This is a genomic window from Rhizobium sp. RM (assembly GCF_013390595.1).
In the GTDB taxonomy this organism is placed as follows: Bacteria; Pseudomonadota; Alphaproteobacteria; order Rhizobiales; family Rhizobiaceae; genus Agrobacterium.
The window spans coordinates 47,805-66,321 of the sequence record NZ_JACAWV010000020.1 but is presented as its reverse complement, the minus strand read 5'-3'; the positions used below and the strand labels follow the sequence as shown (position 1 = coordinate 66,321).

Below are 18,517 nucleotides of genomic sequence, written 5' to 3'. Positions count from 1 at the left end.
GCCCGAGCGGTCAAACTGGTGCAGGAATATCACGCAAACATAAGAAGAGTAATTCTGTCATATTAAATGGCCTGCCTTGGCTGGATTGGCTTTGAGAGCTGTCCTACGACACGCTTCACGATCAGTTCTCAACCGGCAGACCCGAGCAATATGACAATCGACCTCGTCAGATTACTGGAATCTTTTGTCCGCCTGCGTCCGCAACTGATATCCTTTTCAAGACAACGCCGCATGGATCAGGGGCTGGCGGAAGACCTCGCTCAAGATACCTGGATAAAGCTACAGACCTCCAATCAGCCTGCTGGCGTTGACAACCCATTGGGTTTCATTCGCAAGACAGCCCAAAACACAACAATCGACTATCTGCGCAAGGAACGTCGGCGCAGAAACATAGACGCTGAGATCGAAGAGATCCTTTCAGAACCGTGCGATCACGTTTCTCCTGAGAGACTTCTTATGGGGCGGCAGACACTGAAGGCCGTCACCGATGCACTTGACCAGATGCCGGACAGAACACGGCGTATCTTCCTGATGAGCCGGGTTGAAGGCCTGACACATAAGCGGATTGCAGAAATCGAAGCGATCACGGAAGAGGCCGTGTATTATCATGTCAGACGCGCACTGGAACGCCTTGCCGTTCTGCGCAACACGCTCGAGCGATAGCTGCCAGTTCTTCGGTGTGATAGTAGCGCGCCCTAACGGGTTGTGTGATAACGGCATTGCCAGGCATCGTTGGCCTGCTGCGGCAATAGTGGTTTCCAATTGAATGACGGACAATGACATCAACAGATCTGAACGTCACCGCGCTGAGTCTGACGCGCGTGACTGGCTTGTCCGCCTGAGTTCAGGGACACTGAGTGGAGCCGAACTGGAACGGTTCAAGGCCTGGCGTGATCACCGACCAGAAAACAGAGCCGCGTTTGACCGCGAGAGGCATTTCTGGAAGCAAATGGATCTCTTGGATGGGGCTGCCGATATCCCTCAGCTCCCAACAACCCCATCCATGACCCGACGGGCGATGATTGGCGGAAGTGCTGCGGCTATGGCAGCATCTGTGGCAATCCTGACAGCGCCCGCGATCAATACATGGTGGAAAGCTGACTACATCGTACCGGCCGGAGGACAACAGGAACTGCCTTTGCCCGATGGAACGGTTATCGCACTTAATTCGGGAACCGCGATAAAGATAGATTATCGCCCCAACCTTCGTCTCGTTCACCTGTTGCGTGGGGATGCAGAATTTGGTGTCACGCGCGATCCAAGCGGAAGCCGGTTCCGGGTTGCCGCGTCGAACGGCATCACCGATGTTGAAGAGGGCCAGATCTCGATCAACATGGTAAGCGACACGACAACCGTCGCGGTCGTAAGCGGCTATGCCCTCGTTGCCAGTCCCGTCTCCCCAGATGTCGTTGATATTGCCGGATCGATGTTTGTCGACCTCAAGGCCGCGCAGCAGACACGTTACGCCTCGGGGATGGCACCTGACCGACCATCCACGGCCGATATGGAAATGGTGCTTGCCTGGCGGCAAGGAAAGATCATTTTCGAAGGCAGGCCCTTTGCAACCGCCATCGACGAGATTGCCCGTTATGTTTACGAGCCTGTCCTTTTAAGGCCGGGGATCGACAGATCGGTCCAGGTCAGCGGTGTTTTCTCGACAAGCGACCCGGTGGCGGCTTTACGCTCGGTTGCCCGTACTCAGGACCTATCGGTTCGCCGTATTCCTGGTGTGGCAATCATGATCTCGTGATTATTTTCAGAAAAATTAGAAACTCTCTTTAGGTAAAACCTTCGCTCACGCGTCAACAATCTAGGTGGGCCAGAAAGCGGCCTGCCATGATGAGGTTTATGCGTAGGGGCGATGCAATGAGCGGGACTATTGGTAGCGATAAGATGGGCGGACGAGGCAAAATGCTTCGGGTGCTGATGGCGGGTGTCGCGATCGGAATTGTCGGAACCAGCACAGCTGGGACCACGAGGCCAGCCTTAGCTCAATCAGTACAAGTGGTTGATTTCAACATTCCCGCAACGTCGATGAACCTCGCACTTCGCCGATTTTCAGCACAGTCCGGGCTGCAGATCGCTTATGAAACGTCGATTGCGGCGAACACGACGGCACCGGCGATAGAAGGACGGCTGACGCCGCAGGATGCTCTTTCCAAGCTTCTGGCAAATTCTGGCCTGCGCTATGCGTTCAGTGGCGGTAACGCCGTGACGATTTTGAGCGCTGCATCTCCTTCCTTGGGAACCGGCCAGACAGGAACGACAACCCTCGGACAGATTGTTGTCGACGGGACAGGCGGTGCCTTTAGCCCTCTTGAGGGGTACCGTGCCAGCAGCTCCTCATCCGGGACGAAAAGCGATACTCCTATCGTCGAGACACCCCAATCCATCAGTGTGGTGACGGCAGACCAGATTGCCAATCAAAAGGCCACATCACTGGCCGACACGTTGAGCTATACTCCCGGGATAACAACGCAATCTGGCGGTTTTAGCCGGATGGTCGACGATTTCATGATCCGTGGCTTCAACACTGCAAGCGGCAACACCGGTAATCTGCGCGACGGGATGAAGTTCCAGTCCAACGTGTATGACGGCGGCCAGGAGCCATACGGCCTTGAGCGTGTCGAAGTGATGCGCGGCGCGTCATCCGTCCTCTATGGCCAGGTCGCACCAGGTGGTATCGTCAACGCCATTTCGAAACGTCCAACTGCGACACCACTGCGCGAAGTGAATGTTGAATACGGCAGTTACAACAAGAAGCAGGTATCGGGTGATTTTGGCGGACCTATCGATAATGAAGGCGTACTAAGCTATCGCCTGACAGGCCTTTACCGTGACGCAGACAACTGGGTCGACAAGACCGATGACGACAAGGTTTACATCGCGCCCGCGCTTACCTGGCGGCCGGATGACGCCACGTCACTGACGGTCCTCGGCAGCTACCAACACGTCGACACGCGTTTTGCACCGCCATACCTGCTCTCTGACATTACATCCGGTTGGCTTGATCGCGACACATTCACCGGAATAGACAGCTTCGACACCTACAAGTCGGACATTTACACAATTGGCGGCGAATTCGAGCACGAGTTCGAAAATGGCCTCAAACTTCGCAACGCAGCCCGCTATTTCAAGGCGGATATTCAGTGGGATTACATGATGCCCAATCTGGCGCCAATCAGCGCGAGTGGGATCATGACGCGATTGGCTTCGGCTCGCGCTGAAACGTCCTACGGCGTAACGTCGGATAACTCGCTTGAATACGAGTTCGATGCCCTTGGTGCTCAACATACCCTGCTGGGTGGATTTGACTATTATCGCAGGTCCTACGACAGCCACCGCTATCGTGGTGCAAGCTACAGCACGCTCAACCTCTCGAGCGGTGTTAACATCGGTAGACCAAACGTCAGCTACGCGGTTGACCGTGGCTCCGACAGCATTGGCGACCAGTACGGAATCTACCTTCAGGACCAGATCAAATTTGATGATCACTGGGTGCTCTTGTTGGGAGGTCGCCACGATTGGGCGGATTCATCCACCCGAAGCTACCAGAACGGCTTGATCGTAGAGCAAAGCGACAGCGCCTTCACCGGCAGAGCAGGCCTCGTCTATCTCTTCGACAACGGCCTGGCCCCTTATCTCAGCGTCAGCCAGTCTTTCCTTCCGCAGGTTGGGTCAGACTACATCACCGGCAATGCTCTCAAGCCGAATGAAGGTTTGCAATACGAGGCGGGCGTCCGATATCAGCCGGTCGGCACCAATCTGCAGTTCAGTGCTGCGGTCTACGATCTGACACAGGAAAATGTCGTCTCGTACACAGCCAGTGGCCTCGCTTATCAGCAGGGAGAAATCCACTCTCGCGGACTGGAACTCGAAGCGCGTGGAGATATTGGCAACTGGGGCATCGTCGCGGCTTACACCTTCACGGATGCGGAGATTACGCAAAGCGCCAAGCCTGCCGAGATTGGGCAGCAGGTAGCACTTGTTCCACGCCACAGTGTTTCCCTCTGGGCAGATTACGGACTTGATGACCTGGGACTTGAAGGCGTGCGTGTGGGCGGCGGGATGCGTTATGTCGGGGAAACCAATCTGACGGACAACGTCGCCAATGTTCCCGGTTACGTCATGTTCGACGCGATGGCGACCTTTGACCTTGGAAAGTTGAACGCGGATCTCGACGGACTTGATCTGAAGCTCAATGCCCGCAATCTGTTCAATAAAAAATATTATACGTGCGTTTCGACGGACGGATGCCGTTTCGGCGAACCGCTGACTGTGTCAGCAACTCTTTCCTACAAATGGTAGGGTCATTAGAGATCCGCAGACGAGATTTCCTGAGGGCTGCATCTGCGGCCCTCGGGTATTTGTCATTACCGTCCTGCTCGTTTGCACAGGAGCAGGCGGACCGTTTCGTCAGTATGGACCTGCTGATTACCGAATTGCTGCTGACAATCGGCGCCGTGCCCGTCGCAACATCGAATATCCCACTTTATCAGCGCCTTGTAGCAAACCCTTCGATGCCTGACAGCGTCTCGGACCTCGGTCCACTCAATGAGCCAAATCTGGAATACCTCCAGCGCTTGTCGCCATCGCGCATTTTCGTCGCCGATTGGCAGGCAGCAGGCCTTGAAACAGCGACGCGCATCGCTCCAGTGACCCCTATCCCTGTTTTCGCAGGCAAAACCCCTGCCATCGCCCACTGCGAGGCTCTGATTGCCAAGCTCGCAGACATGACCGGGCACGTCTTCGCAGCCCGAAGCGCCGTAGCCGGTATGCGGTCTGAAATTGACGAAACCCGCGCTCGGCTGAAGTCATTTTCGAGGCCCGTTTACGTCTGCCGGTTCAACCGAGACGGCCGAAATCTCGCACTGTTTGGTGGTAACGGCTTGTTGGGCGACATGCTGAAACAACTGGGCCTGCGCAATGCCTTTAGCGGTCGGGTCAACGCCGCCGGCGTGACCAACGCGCCCCTTATTCGCCTGGCGGACGAGCCGGACGCTGTCATCATCCATTTTGACCGAGGACAGGAGACGGACATTGCCTTGCAGAGATTAGAGGCCGGGGCTCTCTGGCACGTCCTGCCGGCTGTAAAAAACGGCCGTGTCATCCGAATGCCCGTTATTTATCCGAACGGCGGCATACGTTCCGCAGAGCGATTTGCAAACCAGCTCGGACAAAAACTGGGAACGATCACGGATGGCTGATTTCGTGGCCCGGCAGCAAGATCGCCGTATGTCGCTGATCTTGCCCACTCTTCTCTTGGCTGGCCTTGCCCTATTCGCTTTCAATCTGCAACGCGCAGGCTGGCCAGACGTATCTCCATTCCCTCATCTGCCGACGAACGAATTGAAATCCGTTCAATTGCTTTACGGCACTGTCCCTCGTTTCATTGTTGCCTTGGCAGGTGGATGTCTTCTAGGCCTAGCCACCGCGCTGATGCAGCAGGGCCTACGCAACCCGCTCGCCGAACCGGGAACAATCGGCCTTCTGGCCGCATCGCGGTTTGCTGTCGCCCTCAGTCTGATCTGGCTGCCTGCCATCATAACGAGCTTCGTGATGCCGGCCCTCGTCGGGGCGCTGGTGGGATTGGCTGTCGTTCTTGCTCTTTCCTATCGCGGATCTTTTTCACCGCTCTTTCTGATCCTGAACGGATTGATCCTGGGCCTTCTGCTCGAGGCTTTCACCTCCATTCTGATACTCACACATTTCGATGAACTCGGCGATCTGCTTCTCTGGCAAGCCGGTTCTTTGGTACAGGACAACTGGAACACCGCATCCACTTTGACGATAATATTAGCTGCTGTCGTTGGCGGCATCGCAGTTCTGCTAAGACCCTTGTCACTCCTTGATCTGGACGACGCTTCGGCGGGCAGCCTTGGACTTTCGCCAAGAATTGTAAGGTTTGTTGCGGTGGCAATCTCGGCCACCATCGCTGCAATCGTCACTTCGCAGCTTGGCGTTCTGGCGTTCGTTGGTCTTGGTGGATCGGCACTCGCCAGCCTCTCAGGTGCACGCCGATTTTCGCAACGGGCGATTTACAGCGCACTCTTGTCGGCCGCACTTCTGCTGTTAACTGATCAGGCCATACAGGTTCTGGAGACGGTTATCGCCATTCCAGCCGGGACAGCAACAGCACTCCTCGCTGCTCCCCTCATTTTGCTTCTACTCCGCAAGGTTCGCTCGCCCGTGACTATGGGAGAAACACGCGACCCTCATATTCGTGAGAGAACTGGGCGGCTGTGGTTCATCTTATGCCTTGCGATATCATGCCTGACAGTCGTTATTATTGGCAGCCTCACCATCGGAAGAACGCCGGATGGGTTCTTCATTGCGACAAACGCCGAACTGAGCGAGTTGCTGCCTTGGCGTTGGCCGCGTGTGATGGCAACCGGCGCGGCCGGGGGCATGATTGCGATGGCTGGATGTCTCATGCAGCGGATGACCGGCAACAGCCTCGCCAGCCCAGAACTTCTCGGGGTGTCTTCTGATGCCGCACTCATCATGCTGCCGGTGATCTTTCTTTTACCGCCACTGACCCGGCCTCAGACAATGGTCATCGCTGCTGGCGGCTCGCTGTTGTTTCTTGTCATCGCACTCAGACTTACCAAACGATCCGCCTACGCCCCAGAGAGACTTCTTCTTTCCGGTCTCGCGGTCACAGCTCTCAGCGGCTCACTTTTGTCTATGGTGGCCTATTTTGGTGACATCCGGCTCACTCGACTGGTGGGGTGGCTTTCGGGATCGGCCTATTCCGTAACGCCATGGGATGCGTTCATGACGCTGATATCGTTTGTCATGATTTTGGGAATCCTTCCTTTCGTTCGACGCTGGCTTACAATGCTGCCTCTTGGCGAAACGACGGCAACGTCCCTCGGCGTCAATACCAGCGCTGCGCGCCTGACGATCATCATCGTGACAGCGCTTTTAACAGGTGTGGCAACAGTCATCATTGGACCGATCAGCTTCATCGGACTGATGGTTCCTCATCTCGTCAGACTTCTCGGCATTCACAAACCGATTGGACATATCTACGGATGCGCAATATTTGGCTCCGTTTTGATGATCTTTTCAGACTGGATCGGCCGCATCGTTGCATTTCCTTGGGATGTGCCTGCGGGGATCGTGGCGAGCGTGATCGGGGGGCTGGCTTATGGCATCACGATCAGGACCCGCCGCTAACCGTTCAGGTTCGGACGCGTGCGGATCTTTCTGCTCAGTACCCCGTCATCTCAAGGTACCCCTGTCCGGAAACACTACCCTGAAACTGGATGGGCCCCTCCCAATATGGCGTGGTCGTACTCATCCAGGATTTGTCGTTCAGCGCTTTCGTTGTGATGTCGAACCCTCGACTGGGTATTCTGACGCGCCACTCGACCGGGATTTGCTTGCCGTTGACATCTGCGGACCTAAGCGGATCGAACGAAATATCCTCAGACGGAATTGGCGACACCTTTCCGTCAGCTGAAATCCAGTTTGCCGACGTGTAACCCGTGCCGCTGTCGCGCAGACGAAAGGCCATGACCTTTTCGCCTGTTGTAAGGTGCAATGAAAACCAGTCCCAGCCTGTCTGGTCTGCGGCAAGCGGCTGAGACGACCATTCCCTATCCAGCCATGCCTCACCTTTGACATCGACAGATCGCCCATCGAGCACAACAGTTCCGCTGACCTCGTAGAAGGGCTGCGAATAATAATAGCTCGCCTGTCCAGCCAGCGATTTCACGGAGTAGCCGCGATCTCCCTGAAGGACCAGCGGCCCCTTTGCCTTGAGCTCGAAACGATACTCGAAATCCTGCCCGGTTGCACTGAGCGTCATTTGACCGAGCTGGTCGTTGCCAGACCCCGTGGCCATCATATTCCAGTCGTCGATCCATGCCTCGAAAGGTGCAACGACAACGCCTGCCTGCCCTACGCCACCCCGCCCCAGCCGTTCCGCAACGTGGTGGCGGCTGGCTGTCGTGACCGCCGCATGACCGATCCAGATTTGCGGATCAGACCATCCCGGCCTTTCACCTGAAGCCAGGGCCGATCGAAACAAAGTCCATTGCGCGCCAAGCCTCTCTCCAGCGACGGTCTCAAGATTGGCTGTCAGATACCACCACTCGATCCTGTAGTCGGAATGAGGTCCATGATCCCGCGGAAAGGTGAGCGGGCCACCGCGTTGCGGAACAGAAAAGCCCTCGGCATTCGAACCTAGACCAGCAAAGCCCTGGGCAAATGTCATGACCGGGATGAACGCTAGCACGGCGGATGCAACCAACGCCAAGAACTTCGATCTAACGCTCATTGGCAAACACCCTTAAAAGATCCGCCGGATCGGTGGTTGCCAATCGGCGTACGGGCAGCAGCACGGACAGGATCGCGGCGACCAGAGCGATCATACCAAGCCACAACCAGTCCATCGGAAACAGGATCAACGGCAGGCGCCAGCCGAACGCCTCAACGTTGACGACGGACAGCAGCACCCAGGCAAGAGCAAGTCCCACCGGGATGGCGGCAACAAACGTGGCAAACCAGAGGGCGAGCGTCCGGGCGATCTCAAGCAAAGCCAGATCACGACGTCTAAGCCCCATCGCCCAGACTGGGGCAAGCTGTGGCAGCCGGAGAGATGACAAGGTCAAAAGGCTCGAAAACATCGCAAAGCCTGCAACCGCGAGCGTGAGGACATTGAGAGCGCCTGTCACGGCAAAGGTCTGCTCGAAGATTGCGGTCGATTGCCGCTTCAGGGAAACCTGATCAACGATATTGGCCTCGGGCAGACCGAAGTCCGCAGCCAGACGGCGTCTGAATTCCGGGACGTTCTCCGGCGCCATTCGCAAACCATAGCGCAACTTTGCAACTGTGGGGTAATGACGTACGAGAGCATCCAATCCCACCATCACCTGACCGTTCGGGTTGCCATAATCGGAAAAGACCCCCACCACCTTCGTACGCCACCCTCCGGGAAGCTCGATCTCCTGTCCAAGTGTCGCCCTGCCAGCACGCCAGAGCTGCTCATTTACCAGCGCGCCTTTTCCATTGGCGACATCATCCCAGGCATCTGGCAGACTGACAATGATCGGCCAATTGTCGCGATAGGTCGGATCATTGGCGACACCTGCTATCTGCATATGGCGGCCGGCAACGTCTGCCTCAATGCTCCAGATGGGAAGAACCGCCCTGACATGGCTCGGAAACCATTGCCTGAGGCGCGCAGCCTCCAACTCGTCACGCGCCGTGACATAAACTTCCGCAGCAAGCCGCTGATCAAGCCAACCGAGAAACGTCTGGCGAAAACTCGAGACCATCGTTCCAACCCCAATGTTGGCAGAGAGTGCAAGCAAGAGAGCCATTAACGCCAGTGACAGGCCTGGAAGCTGCTGGCGGGTGTCTGCCCAGAACCATTCGACCAGTACAGACCGTGACATCCGCTGGGCAATACCCACGCAGAATGCCAGGCCAGCGGGCAGGATCAGAGCCGCACCCAGAAGAAGGCTGCCGAGGAGTACAAAGCCCACGTAGAGACCGTGCCCGACAAGAGCCAATACCGCCGATACGAGTAGGAGCATCAAGCCGCTCACCGCTTGGATGGTGAGGCTCCGTGTCGAAGCCCTTGCCCAGGCTCTTTGCTGCGCAGACGCCAGGATTGGCATCGACCAGACCCGCCACAAGCTCTGGACCGAAGAAAGTGCCGTGCCGAAAAGCGCCATTGCCAGCCCGGCCGCCCACCATTCCGGTCTCAAGGACAAGGCACCCGGAACACTCGCGCCATAAAGCCCGCGCAACGTGGCAGAAACACCCGGCAGCAATGCCGAGGCGACAAAATAGCCGATGATCACACCGATCAGACCGGACAGAAGCGCAAAAGCCGCTATCTCGAGAACCAGCATGGCCGTCAGCGCACGGAGAGAAACGCCGACCGACCGAAGCGTGCGGAACGTGCCGCGCCGCTGTTCGAAAGACAGCCCCGTCGCCGAATAGACGATGAAGAGACCGACAACAAAAGCCAGAAAGCCGAACGCCGTCAGATTGAGATGAAAACTGTCAGTCAGACTGGAGACGTCGGGGCGTTCGCCTGCGGCACGTATCGATAGTTCCGGTGCGAGCGTTTCGAGCGAGGTGAGACCAGGTCTTTGTATCCGCGCAACAACAATCCTGCTTAACGCACCGCCCCGGTTGAGCAGGCGATCGGCAACACCGATGTCGACGAAGGCCGCGTCGTCGGGAAGATCCGTGGCTGTCTTAATGGACAGACCACCGACATCTTTGAGGCGGCTGGCCGTTGCGGCGGAGACAATCAGTTGCCCCGGCTCTCCGACGAAGGCAACGAGATCAGAGGTGCCGGTGACACGAAAACCACCTCCTCCTCCACTTGCCGGCATACTCAGCGGATCGATACCGATCAGCCGGATACGAACCTGCCCGAACCTACGATCACCTTCGATGACAGGCGAAACGTTCCAGCCAGCCCTTCTAAGCCTTGAATAGACTTCTGTCGGAATGCCTCTGCCGTCCCTGTCCACCATTTGAACAAAGTCATTCTGTTCCAGAACCGATGCTGCCCGCCCATAACTTGCCCGCGCCTCAGCGTTGATCGCCTGCACCCCGGACCAAAGCGCCGTCGCCAGTGCCACACCAAGAATGAGCGTTACGAACTGAAGGGGCCGGTAGCGCCAATGCGAAAGGAGCGCCCGGAAGGCGGGCCAACTCATGCCACCACCTTTCCGCCGTGCAGCAGAACGCGGCGATCGAGCTTGTCTGCCACGCGGCTCGAATGTGTAACAAGAAGGAGCGCCATTCCCGCGTTCCTGGTGAGGTCAAGCATGACGTCGATAACGATATCAGCCGTCACTTCGTCAAGATTACCGGTCGGTTCGTCAGCGAGTACCAGCGCAGGTCTTGCCGCGAGTGTGCGGGCAATCGCGACCCGCTGTTGCTGACCACCGGAAAGCTGTTCCGGATAACGTTTCAGGAACGGGTCAATGCCGAGCGCATGAACCAGCTCTCGTTCCCAGGCAGGATCAAAACGACCGGCAAGCTTGGCATGGAAGGAGACATTCGCGGCAACGTCGAGGCTCGGGATCAGATTGAATTGCTGGAAGACGACGCCGACATCAACGCGACGATAATTGGCACGGTCGGTATCATCCAGGCGGGCGATCTCGCGCCCGTTCACAACAATCGTGCCGCCATCGGGTTTGTCGAGGCCTCCGACAAGATGGAGCAAAGTGCTCTTGCCGCTACCGGACTCGCCGGTCAGTGCAAGGCTTTCGGCCGAATTCAGGTGAAGATCAACACCACGCAATATCTGCGTCGGACCTTCCGCCGTTAAATAGGATTTGGTGATATCGGTCAGTATCAGGGTCATGGATGTCCCGGGCGCACGCCATGTGTGGTTTACTTGACCTTATCGGGAATTCCCCCAAATCGACAACGACACCGTATTTCCATCCATCCGCGCAGGGTGCTTGTGTTGATTATGCAACATCGACGTGCGGCGCGATGGAACTTGATCCATCATAATTTACAAAACTTGATTTATGTATTCATGTATTTACACCGCTACATAAATCACAGTTCGCCGTCCGGCTATTTTGTCCAGAAAACCATGAACTCCAAAACCGAGGAAATAGCCTCCCTCTATCAAACAGAGCGGGACAGGCTTCATCGTCAGATCAACAGAAAAGTCGGATGCGCTGCCACCGCGTACGATCTCGTGCACGATATTTTTATGCGCCTTTGGGAGCGCTCACCGCTCTACGCCGGTAATGATGCGGCCTATCTCTCCCGTTGCGCGCGAAACGCAGCCATCGATCATTTGCGAGCAGAGCAGAGCCGACGTGCCTTTGCAAACGGCGTACTGCCGGAACAATATGCACCGGCGCCTGCGTCTCCTTTCGATATTTTGCAAGCCCGAGATGGTGTTCGCAGCATGGATGCGGCGTTGGCAGGTTTGCCCAAACAGACCAGGCACGTCTTCCTTCTCAATCGCATCCACGGTAGAACATTCAGTGAGATCGCATCCGTCATGGGTGTTTCCCAGAGAACAATCGCCAAACACATGGCCAAAGCCGTTGCTGCGTGTCAGGAAACGCTTGTCGACTGAGCAGTCGGGGAAACCAAGATGACCCACAACCCGACACCGGAGCGAACCAACGACGCGCTCGAAGCCGAAGCGCGAGCCTGGTTCATAAGCCTGCTACAAACACCCACGGAGAAAAAAAGACGGGCATTTGAAGCCTGGCGACAAGCCGATCCCTCTCATGCAGAGGCATTTCAGGCGCTTGCAGCAGCTTGGGAAGCGGCCGAACAACCCGGTAAATCGTTGGCCGAAGCAGAGGCTGACGAGTTGGCCGTTTACCTCGACGCCATGGACGCTGAAAAGCATCATCGCAAGACGACGCAGCGTCTTGCCGGGCTTGCAATCGTTCTCCTCTGTCTTTTGGGCGGAGCCATGTGGCTCGAGCGCCCGAACATCATCGAGGATATCACCGCAGACTATGTGAGCCCGCGTGCCGATCGCATCAGCGTACAATTGTCTGATGGCTCCAAGGTGCTGCTGGACGCAGACAGCGCCCTTTCGGAAGACTTCACGACTGGCGAGAGGCGTGTCCGTCTCTTGCGTGGCGCAGCCTTCTTTGATGTCAGACACGACGCCAGCAAGCCTTTCATCGTTGCCGCCGGAGACGGCGAGGTTCAGGTTCTTGGCACGCGTTTTGACGTGCGTTTGCTCGAAGGCAGAGGTGTCGTCACACTTGAAAATGGCAGCGTTTCGGTCACCGCTGGCGTCAACCGAGCACATACAGTGCTTAAACCCGGAGAGCGCGTGGCGTTCCACGGCAGCGGGCTGGAACCCATTGAAAACGTCGACCTGGAAGAAAGCCTCGCCTGGCGTGATGGCCGTTTCGTTTTTTATCGCGCTAGGCTTGCAGATGTACTGCACGAGATCGAGCGTTACCAGAAAGGACGGATAATCATTGCCTCAGGCACCTTGGCTGACGAGCGGGTAACAGGCAGTTTCTCACTCGATGATACCGACGCCGCCCTTTCATCTCTTCAGGCCTCTGTCGGTTTCCGCCTCCATAGCTTCGTAGGTCGGCTGACGATCGTTTCTCCCTGAAGAAATTCCTTATACATTTCAAATGCATGAATAAATAAGTCAAGAATTCCACGAAAACAGCTTCATCAACCCCGCCTCTAATCCGTCAAGGAAACAGATAAGCGGATGAAATGGGGGTGCTGGGGTGCTTCCGCCGCGCAATACGTGCAGTGAGAGGAAGAACATCATGGCATCGAACAATCTGGCACGAACCGGGTACTTCCTGGTTGCTGGACTTTTGGCTTCGGCCGCCTGCGGCCTGGCAGGCAACGCGTGGGCACAGGAACAGAAACAAGGGCGCCAGTTCACCTTTAACATTGCCATGAAGCCCGTTACGCAGGCCGTGAATGACATCGGCCGTATCACTGGTCTGTCCGTCGTATTTCGTGAAAACGAGGCAATTGCAAAAAGAGGTCGCGCCATCAGCGGATCGATGACTGCAGAAGAGGCGCTCTCGACCCTACTGGACGGGACGGGGCTTTCCTACCGTTTCAGCAACTCGACGACTGTGCAGATTTACGATCCGGCATTGGCAACCGCCAATGGTACTACGGGTACGGCAGGCAGCACCGTTCTTGAGACAATTCAGGTTCAGGGCGAAGCCAGGGGCGCCAACAGTTTTGTTCTATCGCAATCGATGGGTGCGACCAAAACCAATGCTCCGCTGATCGAGGTGCCGCAGTCGGTTTCCGTGATCGGCCGCAAGCAGATGGAAGCACAGAACGCGCAGAGCGTAACGGAAGTGCTGCGTTATGTTCCAGGTGTTGCCATCGAAACCTACGGTCCAGACCCAAAGGGCTACGACTGGATCATGATGCGCGGCTTCAACGCTCAGGCAACGAGTTCATATCTCGATGGTTTGCGCCAGGTGTCAAGCAGCTACAGCTTCTACCGCACAGATCCATACCAACTCGAATCCATCGAAGTGCTGCGGGGCCCTTCCTCCTCACTCTACGGCCAGAGTGATGCCGGTGGCCTTGTCAACAAGACCACCAAGAAGCCGACAGAGCAAACGGTCCGTCAAGTCGAGATGGAGTATGGAAGCAACCAGCGCAAGCAGATCGCGTTCGATCTTGGGGGTGCCGTCAACGAGGAAAAAAGCGTTCTCTACCGTGTCGTTGGCGTCGCGCGGAAGGCAAACACGCAGTTCGAATATTCGAATGGCGCAGAGATTCGCGATGACCGGATGATGATTTCGCCGTCGGTAACATGGAAACCGGATGAAGATACCAAGCTGACGCTAACGGGCCAAGCGCTGAAAGATGACAGCGGTGGCACCATCTTGCTCTTTACCCCCACGGGAATTCTTCTTGGCGACCCAAATTTCAATAGAAGCGTCCAGAAACAGCAAACCATCGGTTATGAGTTCGAACACAGGTTCAACGATACCTGGAGCGTAAGACAGAATGTGCGCTACGGGCATGTCGATTTTCTACTCGACAACCTTTTCCTCTCAGGCATGGGATCGACGGGCCTGAACCGTATCTCCCGCCGCTTCGACGAGAGCTTCAACTCGTTCACAGCGGATAACCAGATCCTGACGGATTTCGATACTGGGCCTTTGGAACACCAGGCACTTTTCGGACTGGACTACAGTTGGTCCGATGCGGACGTGAAGCGGTACCAGGGGCTTGCACCTTCTCTCAACCCCTATGCGCCGACCTATGGTATCAACGTTCCGATCCCGACGACGGCTTTCACCAACTATTCCGAACGCTACAATCAGACCGGTATTTATGCGCAAGATCAGATCAAGTTCGGCGACGGTTTCATCGCTACGCTTGGTGGCCGATACGATTGGCTTAATCTTGACACCCACAATCGTCTAACGGGTGCCGATACCAACATTGACATAGGAAATTTCTCCGGTCGTGCAGGTCTTAGCTATGTCACGGCATTTGGCGTCGCGCCCTATATCAGCTTCTCGCAGTCCTTCGTGCCCAATAGTGGCGTCGATGCCAGCGGCAACACTTTTGATCCTTCACGCGGACGTCAATGGGAGGCCGGGGTCAAGTATCAGCCGACAGGTTTCGACGGGCTCTTCACCGTCGCCTATTTCGACATCGTGAAAACGAATGTGCTCAACTACCTCTCAAGCGGTTATGCTGTTGCAACGGGTGAAATTGCCTCGCGTGGCGTCGAGGTTGAAGGCAAATTCAGCCTTGGGTATGGCTGGGACTTCACGGGCTCCTACTCCTACACCGATGCGGAAATCACCAGGGACGCCCTGGGTTATGTTGGCAACCGCCCGATGCTCGTTCCTGAACATCAGGCCTCCGGCTGGCTGAACTACACGTTCAAGGATGGTCCTCTGGAGGGCGCTTCGCTCGGCGCGGGCATTCGTTACGTCGGCGGCGTATATGGCAACAACGCCAACACGTTCGATGTACCGGGCCGCACGCTGGTCGACATCGGAGCAAGCTATCGCTTCAACGAGCACGCCAAGATTTCGCTCAATGCGACCAATCTGTTCGACAAGAAATACTACACGACATGCGAGGCAAGCTACTCCTGCTATCAGGGTGACCGCCGCACGGTCATGGGCAAGCTGACAATTGACTTCTGAGAACAGGGCGCGTCGGATCATCTCCGGCGCGCACGATCCCTGATGATCAACAGACGCTCTTTTCTCACAGGAAGTCTCTCCGCACTCCTTCCATTCGGCCATGCCCGGGCGGAGGGACGACGGCGTCTTGCAGCAATTGACTGGGCTGCAGCGGAATCGCTGCTTGCGCTTGGCCTCCCGCCGCTGGCCGTCGCAGATACGGACTATTACAACCAGCGCATGCCCCAGAGGTTGCCGCCCGAGACAAAGGACATCGGGCCATTTTGGGAAATCAATCTTGAACGGCTAGACAGGCTTCGGCCCGACCTTGTGTTTATCGGTGCGCCAAGCCTGTTCATGACCCCGCGTCTGCGGGAGATCGCGCCCGTCGAAGTGGTTACTGAAAAGACTGGAGAAGACAGCTATCAGCGCGCTGGCGCTATCTTGCGGCAGTGCTGCAGAGCAGCCGCGCTGCCAGACAGCCGTGCGGACGTTATTCTCGACCAGATCGAGCACCAGATGGATGTCCTTGCGCAGAGCCTCGACCGGACACAACCGATCTGTGTCTTGCTCCCCGATCAAAGCGGCAGCCGAGCAATGGTCTACGGAATAAACAGCATGCCTGACGCCGTTCTAAAGCGGCTTGGGCTCATTAACGCCTGGCAGGGGCCAACCAACGCGGGCGGTTTTGTCCAGGTCGGCTTCGAAGCCCTTATGCCTCTCAAGGATGCGATCTTCGTACAGATGGAAATCCCATCACTTGCGCCACAAACCGACAGGGCACTGGCGGACAGCAAGCTTTGGCAGCGACTTTCTCCCGTGCGGGAAAAACGCATCGTCCGCATCGGACAGTTTTATCCCTTCGGAGGCTGTCTCTCCACGCTTCATCTTGCCACCGCGCTCTCGAAAGCGGTTTCGTCCCAACAGAAGAGACCGATGCCGTGACCTTTTGCTCATTCAGAAAGGCCAACCACCGTGGCTTCGGCTTGACGGCCGCATTTGCAGCGCTCGTGATTGTCCTCGCTTTCTTCGCTGTCTCGCGAACGCAGGACCAGGCAGTCCTGATCTACAGCACCTTGCCAAGACTTGCAGCCGGACTTCTATCCGGCGCCCTTCTTGGTTTGGGGGGAGCCGTATTCCAGCGCGTCTTCACCAATCCACTTGCTGAACCGTCATTGCTTGGAATTACGGGCGGTGCCGCGCTGAGCATGGCGGCAAGCCTGATCTTTGTACCGGTTCTCTGGTCGCATGGTTATCAGCTTGTTGCTCTTGCCGGTGCAGCACTTGCCCTCATCATCGTCCTTGCTGTCGCATGGGGCCCACGTCTTTCTTCACAGACACTCATCCTGACCGGCGTAATGATAAATCTGCTCTGCAATGCTGCCTACGCCATCCTTGTCTTGTTCAATCACGACTTTCTGAGCAACCTTCTGACCTGGCAAGCCGGTTCTTTACAGCAGAGCGGTTGGCGGCCAACGGTTCGACTAGCCGTTCTTCTAGCATTGGCTGTCGGCCCACTCGGGCTTCTGGAGAGGCCATTGCGCCTTCTCGCGCTCGGCGATGGCGGTGCTGCAGGTCTTGGGCTTTCGGTCCGGACAACCAAACTTCTGCTTCTGGTGCTCGCATCATCTCTTGCCGCATTCGTCGCCGCCGAATTCGGGCAAATCGGCCTGATCGGCCTTGCAGCACCTGCACTCAGCCGCGCAATCTGGCGACAACCGCATCCTGGCCTTTTGAAAGCCGCTGTCACCGGTGCCCTCCTTCTCTCGGTGACAGACCAGTTCATGCGGCTGCTTGCATCCTTTGCTGGTGATCTTCCCGTTGGCGCGGCAGCGGGATTGCTCGCTGGGCCTGTACTGATCTTCCTCGCCCGGCGAGGAGAAAATACTGCCCCGGTTACAATGCCCACATTCACCCCGCGCGGTAGGGACTTCGGCAAAACGCTCGCTGTTCTGACACTCATCCTAGGTGTCGTCTTTACCCTGGCACTTTTCTTCGGGCGTGGTGAAGAGGGCTGGGCAATTGCCGGTAAAGCCGACCTCGCCTTCATCTGGCGGTGGCGATTTCCGCCTTTGCTTGCGGCGGCCAGCGCCGGCTTTTGCCTGGCACTCGCCGGACTGTTGTTGCAACGTCTGTTGCGCAATCCGCTGGCAAGCCCCGATATTCTTGGCATCGGTCACGGGGCTGGGCTTGCTCTCGCCATCGCGTTCATAATCCTGCCGACGGTCGGCGTGGCGACGAAATTCACAATCACGTCGACGGGCGCGGCAACAGCCATTTTCATTGTAACGATACTCGGCGCCCGTTCCAGGTTCGAACCGACACGCATGCTGCTTCTCGGTGTCGGCCTGGCAAGTACGGCCAATGCCATGCTAGTCCTTGCCTTGGCCGGAGGCGGTCAGCGGGGGGCAGCCCTTCTTGGGTGGTTTGCCGGCATGACCGCCGGTGCAGATCTGGCCTCGGGTGTCTCCGCTTTGGCTGTCGGCATGGCCTGCCTGCTGGTCAGCCTCTGCATGCACCGGCAGATCGACCTGATTGCGCTCGATGACAAGACGGCTACCAGCTTCGGGGTCGGCGTGCGTTGCACCCGCCTGATTGTTTTAGGTGTTGCTGCACTCGCGACGGCCGCCGGAACCATGGTCGTCGGCCCCATAAGTTTTATCGGCCTGATGGTTCCCCATTTTGCGGCTGTCCTGGGCTTCAGAAAAACCGCCAGTATCAGTGTTGCAAGCGCCCTCATTGGCGCGCTCATCATGACAGCTTGCGAATGGCTGGCTCGAAATCTGGCTTGGCCCTGGCCTTTGTCACCCAGCCTGCTTGCCGCACTGGTGGGTGGACCCTGGTTTCTCTGGCATTTAAGACGGCAATCCCTCGATCAGCCACTCAGTAGTTGA

13 protein-coding genes are annotated in these 18,517 nt (G+C 56.8%); 10 read left to right on the top strand and 3 right to left on the bottom strand.

Annotated features, from left to right (window positions below):
- The first annotated feature begins 66 nt into the window (after positions 1-66).
- From HWX89_RS15695 to fhuB (HWX89_RS15675), 5 genes are all read left to right on the top strand, one after another.
- Entirely contained in the window at positions 67-663 is a 597-nt protein-coding gene (locus HWX89_RS15695; RefSeq protein ID WP_138791804.1) for an RNA polymerase sigma factor, read from the top strand.
- A 103-nt stretch (positions 664-766) separates the two neighbouring features.
- Positions 767-1,750 carry a FecR family protein gene (locus tag HWX89_RS15690; protein WP_138791805.1) on the top strand — a complete coding sequence of 328 codons (984 nt, stop codon included), beginning with the start codon at positions 767-769 and terminating at the stop codon, positions 1,748-1,750.
- A gap of 116 nt (positions 1,751-1,866) precedes the next feature.
- Positions 1,867-4,308: a TonB-dependent siderophore receptor gene (locus HWX89_RS15685; protein WP_178340791.1), complete on the top strand. Its 2,442-nt coding sequence runs from the start codon at positions 1,867-1,869 to the stop codon at positions 4,306-4,308.
- A gap of 113 nt (positions 4,309-4,421) precedes the next feature.
- Entirely contained in the window at positions 4,422-5,207 is a 786-nt protein-coding gene (locus HWX89_RS15680; protein ID WP_178340790.1) for an ABC transporter substrate-binding protein, read from the top strand.
- The gene (fhuB, locus tag HWX89_RS15675; RefSeq protein WP_138791808.1) at positions 5,200-7,182 is read left to right on the top strand and encodes a Fe(3+)-hydroxamate ABC transporter permease FhuB; all 1,983 of its coding nucleotides are present in this window, start codon (positions 5,200-5,202) and stop codon (positions 7,180-7,182) included. Before HWX89_RS15680 ends, fhuB (HWX89_RS15675) begins: the two co-directional genes overlap by 8 nt.
- A gap of 34 nt (positions 7,183-7,216) precedes the next feature.
- Here the strand turns inward: fhuB (HWX89_RS15675) and HWX89_RS15670 are convergent, their stop codons facing one another.
- The 3 genes from HWX89_RS15670 to HWX89_RS15660 are packed head-to-tail and all read right to left on the bottom strand — an operon-like array spanning position 7,217 to position 11,347.
- Complete coding sequence (locus tag HWX89_RS15670; protein ID WP_138791809.1) at positions 7,217-8,287, bottom strand: lipocalin-like domain-containing protein; 1,071 nt, start codon at positions 8,285-8,287, stop codon at positions 7,217-7,219.
- Complete coding sequence (locus tag HWX89_RS15665; RefSeq protein ID WP_138791810.1) at positions 8,277-10,691, bottom strand: ABC transporter permease; 2,415 nt, start codon at positions 10,689-10,691, stop codon at positions 8,277-8,279. The genes HWX89_RS15670 and HWX89_RS15665 overlap by 11 nt, the downstream gene beginning before the upstream one ends.
- Complete coding sequence (locus HWX89_RS15660) at positions 10,688-11,347, bottom strand: ABC transporter ATP-binding protein (RefSeq protein ID WP_138791811.1); 660 nt, start codon at positions 11,345-11,347, stop codon at positions 10,688-10,690. Before HWX89_RS15660 ends, HWX89_RS15665 begins: the two co-directional genes overlap by 4 nt.
- A gap of 111 nt (positions 11,348-11,458) precedes the next feature.
- Between HWX89_RS15660 and HWX89_RS15655 the strand changes: the two genes are divergently transcribed.
- The 5 genes from HWX89_RS15655 (at position 11,459) to fhuB (HWX89_RS15635) (ending at position 18,517) form a co-directional block, all read left to right on the top strand.
- A complete protein-coding gene (locus tag HWX89_RS15655) occupies positions 11,459-12,085 on the top strand; it encodes an RNA polymerase sigma factor (protein WP_246705192.1) in 627 nt (208 codons plus the stop codon).
- 18 nt (positions 12,086-12,103) lie between these two features.
- A complete protein-coding gene (locus HWX89_RS15650; RefSeq protein WP_138791812.1) occupies positions 12,104-13,099 on the top strand; it encodes a FecR family protein in 996 nt (331 codons plus the stop codon).
- A 166-nt stretch (positions 13,100-13,265) separates the two neighbouring features.
- Positions 13,266-15,644 (top strand): TonB-dependent siderophore receptor, encoded by a 2,379-nt coding sequence (locus tag HWX89_RS15645; protein WP_138791813.1) that lies wholly within the window; start codon positions 13,266-13,268, stop codon positions 15,642-15,644.
- Between the two features lie 42 nt (positions 15,645-15,686).
- Entirely contained in the window at positions 15,687-16,568 is an 882-nt protein-coding gene (locus HWX89_RS15640; RefSeq protein ID WP_138791814.1) for an ABC transporter substrate-binding protein, read from the top strand.
- On the top strand, positions 16,565-18,517 hold the full coding sequence (fhuB, locus tag HWX89_RS15635; protein ID WP_138791815.1) for a Fe(3+)-hydroxamate ABC transporter permease FhuB: 1,953 nt from the start codon (positions 16,565-16,567) through the stop codon (positions 18,515-18,517). Before HWX89_RS15640 ends, fhuB (HWX89_RS15635) begins: the two co-directional genes overlap by 4 nt.

Excerpts from the sequence above, each read along its gene's own strand:
- HWX89_RS15695 (WP_138791804.1), top strand. The coding sequence starts at position 67 with ATGGCCTGCCTTGGCTGGATTGGCTTTGAGAGCTGTCCTACGACACGC.
- HWX89_RS15690 (WP_138791805.1), top strand. The coding sequence starts at position 767 with ATGACGGACAATGACATCAACAGATCTGAACGTCACCGCGCTGAGTCT.
- HWX89_RS15685 (WP_178340791.1), top strand. The coding sequence starts at position 1,867 with ATGAGCGGGACTATTGGTAGCGATAAGATGGGCGGACGAGGCAAAATG.
- HWX89_RS15680 (WP_178340790.1), top strand. The coding sequence starts at position 4,422 with ATGGACCTGCTGATTACCGAATTGCTGCTGACAATCGGCGCCGTGCCC.
- fhuB (WP_138791808.1), top strand. The coding sequence starts at position 5,200 with ATGGCTGATTTCGTGGCCCGGCAGCAAGATCGCCGTATGTCGCTGATC.
- HWX89_RS15670 (WP_138791809.1), bottom strand. The coding sequence starts at position 8,287 with ATGAGCGTTAGATCGAAGTTCTTGGCGTTGGTTGCATCCGCCGTGCTA.
- HWX89_RS15665 (WP_138791810.1), bottom strand. The coding sequence starts at position 10,691 with ATGAGTTGGCCCGCCTTCCGGGCGCTCCTTTCGCATTGGCGCTACCGG.
- HWX89_RS15660 (WP_138791811.1), bottom strand. The coding sequence starts at position 11,347 with ATGACCCTGATACTGACCGATATCACCAAATCCTATTTAACGGCGGAA.
- HWX89_RS15655 (WP_246705192.1), top strand. The coding sequence starts at position 11,459 with ATGCAACATCGACGTGCGGCGCGATGGAACTTGATCCATCATAATTTA.
- HWX89_RS15650 (WP_138791812.1), top strand. The coding sequence starts at position 12,104 with ATGACCCACAACCCGACACCGGAGCGAACCAACGACGCGCTCGAAGCC.
- HWX89_RS15645 (WP_138791813.1), top strand. The coding sequence starts at position 13,266 with ATGGCATCGAACAATCTGGCACGAACCGGGTACTTCCTGGTTGCTGGA.
- HWX89_RS15640 (WP_138791814.1), top strand. The coding sequence starts at position 15,687 with ATGATCAACAGACGCTCTTTTCTCACAGGAAGTCTCTCCGCACTCCTT.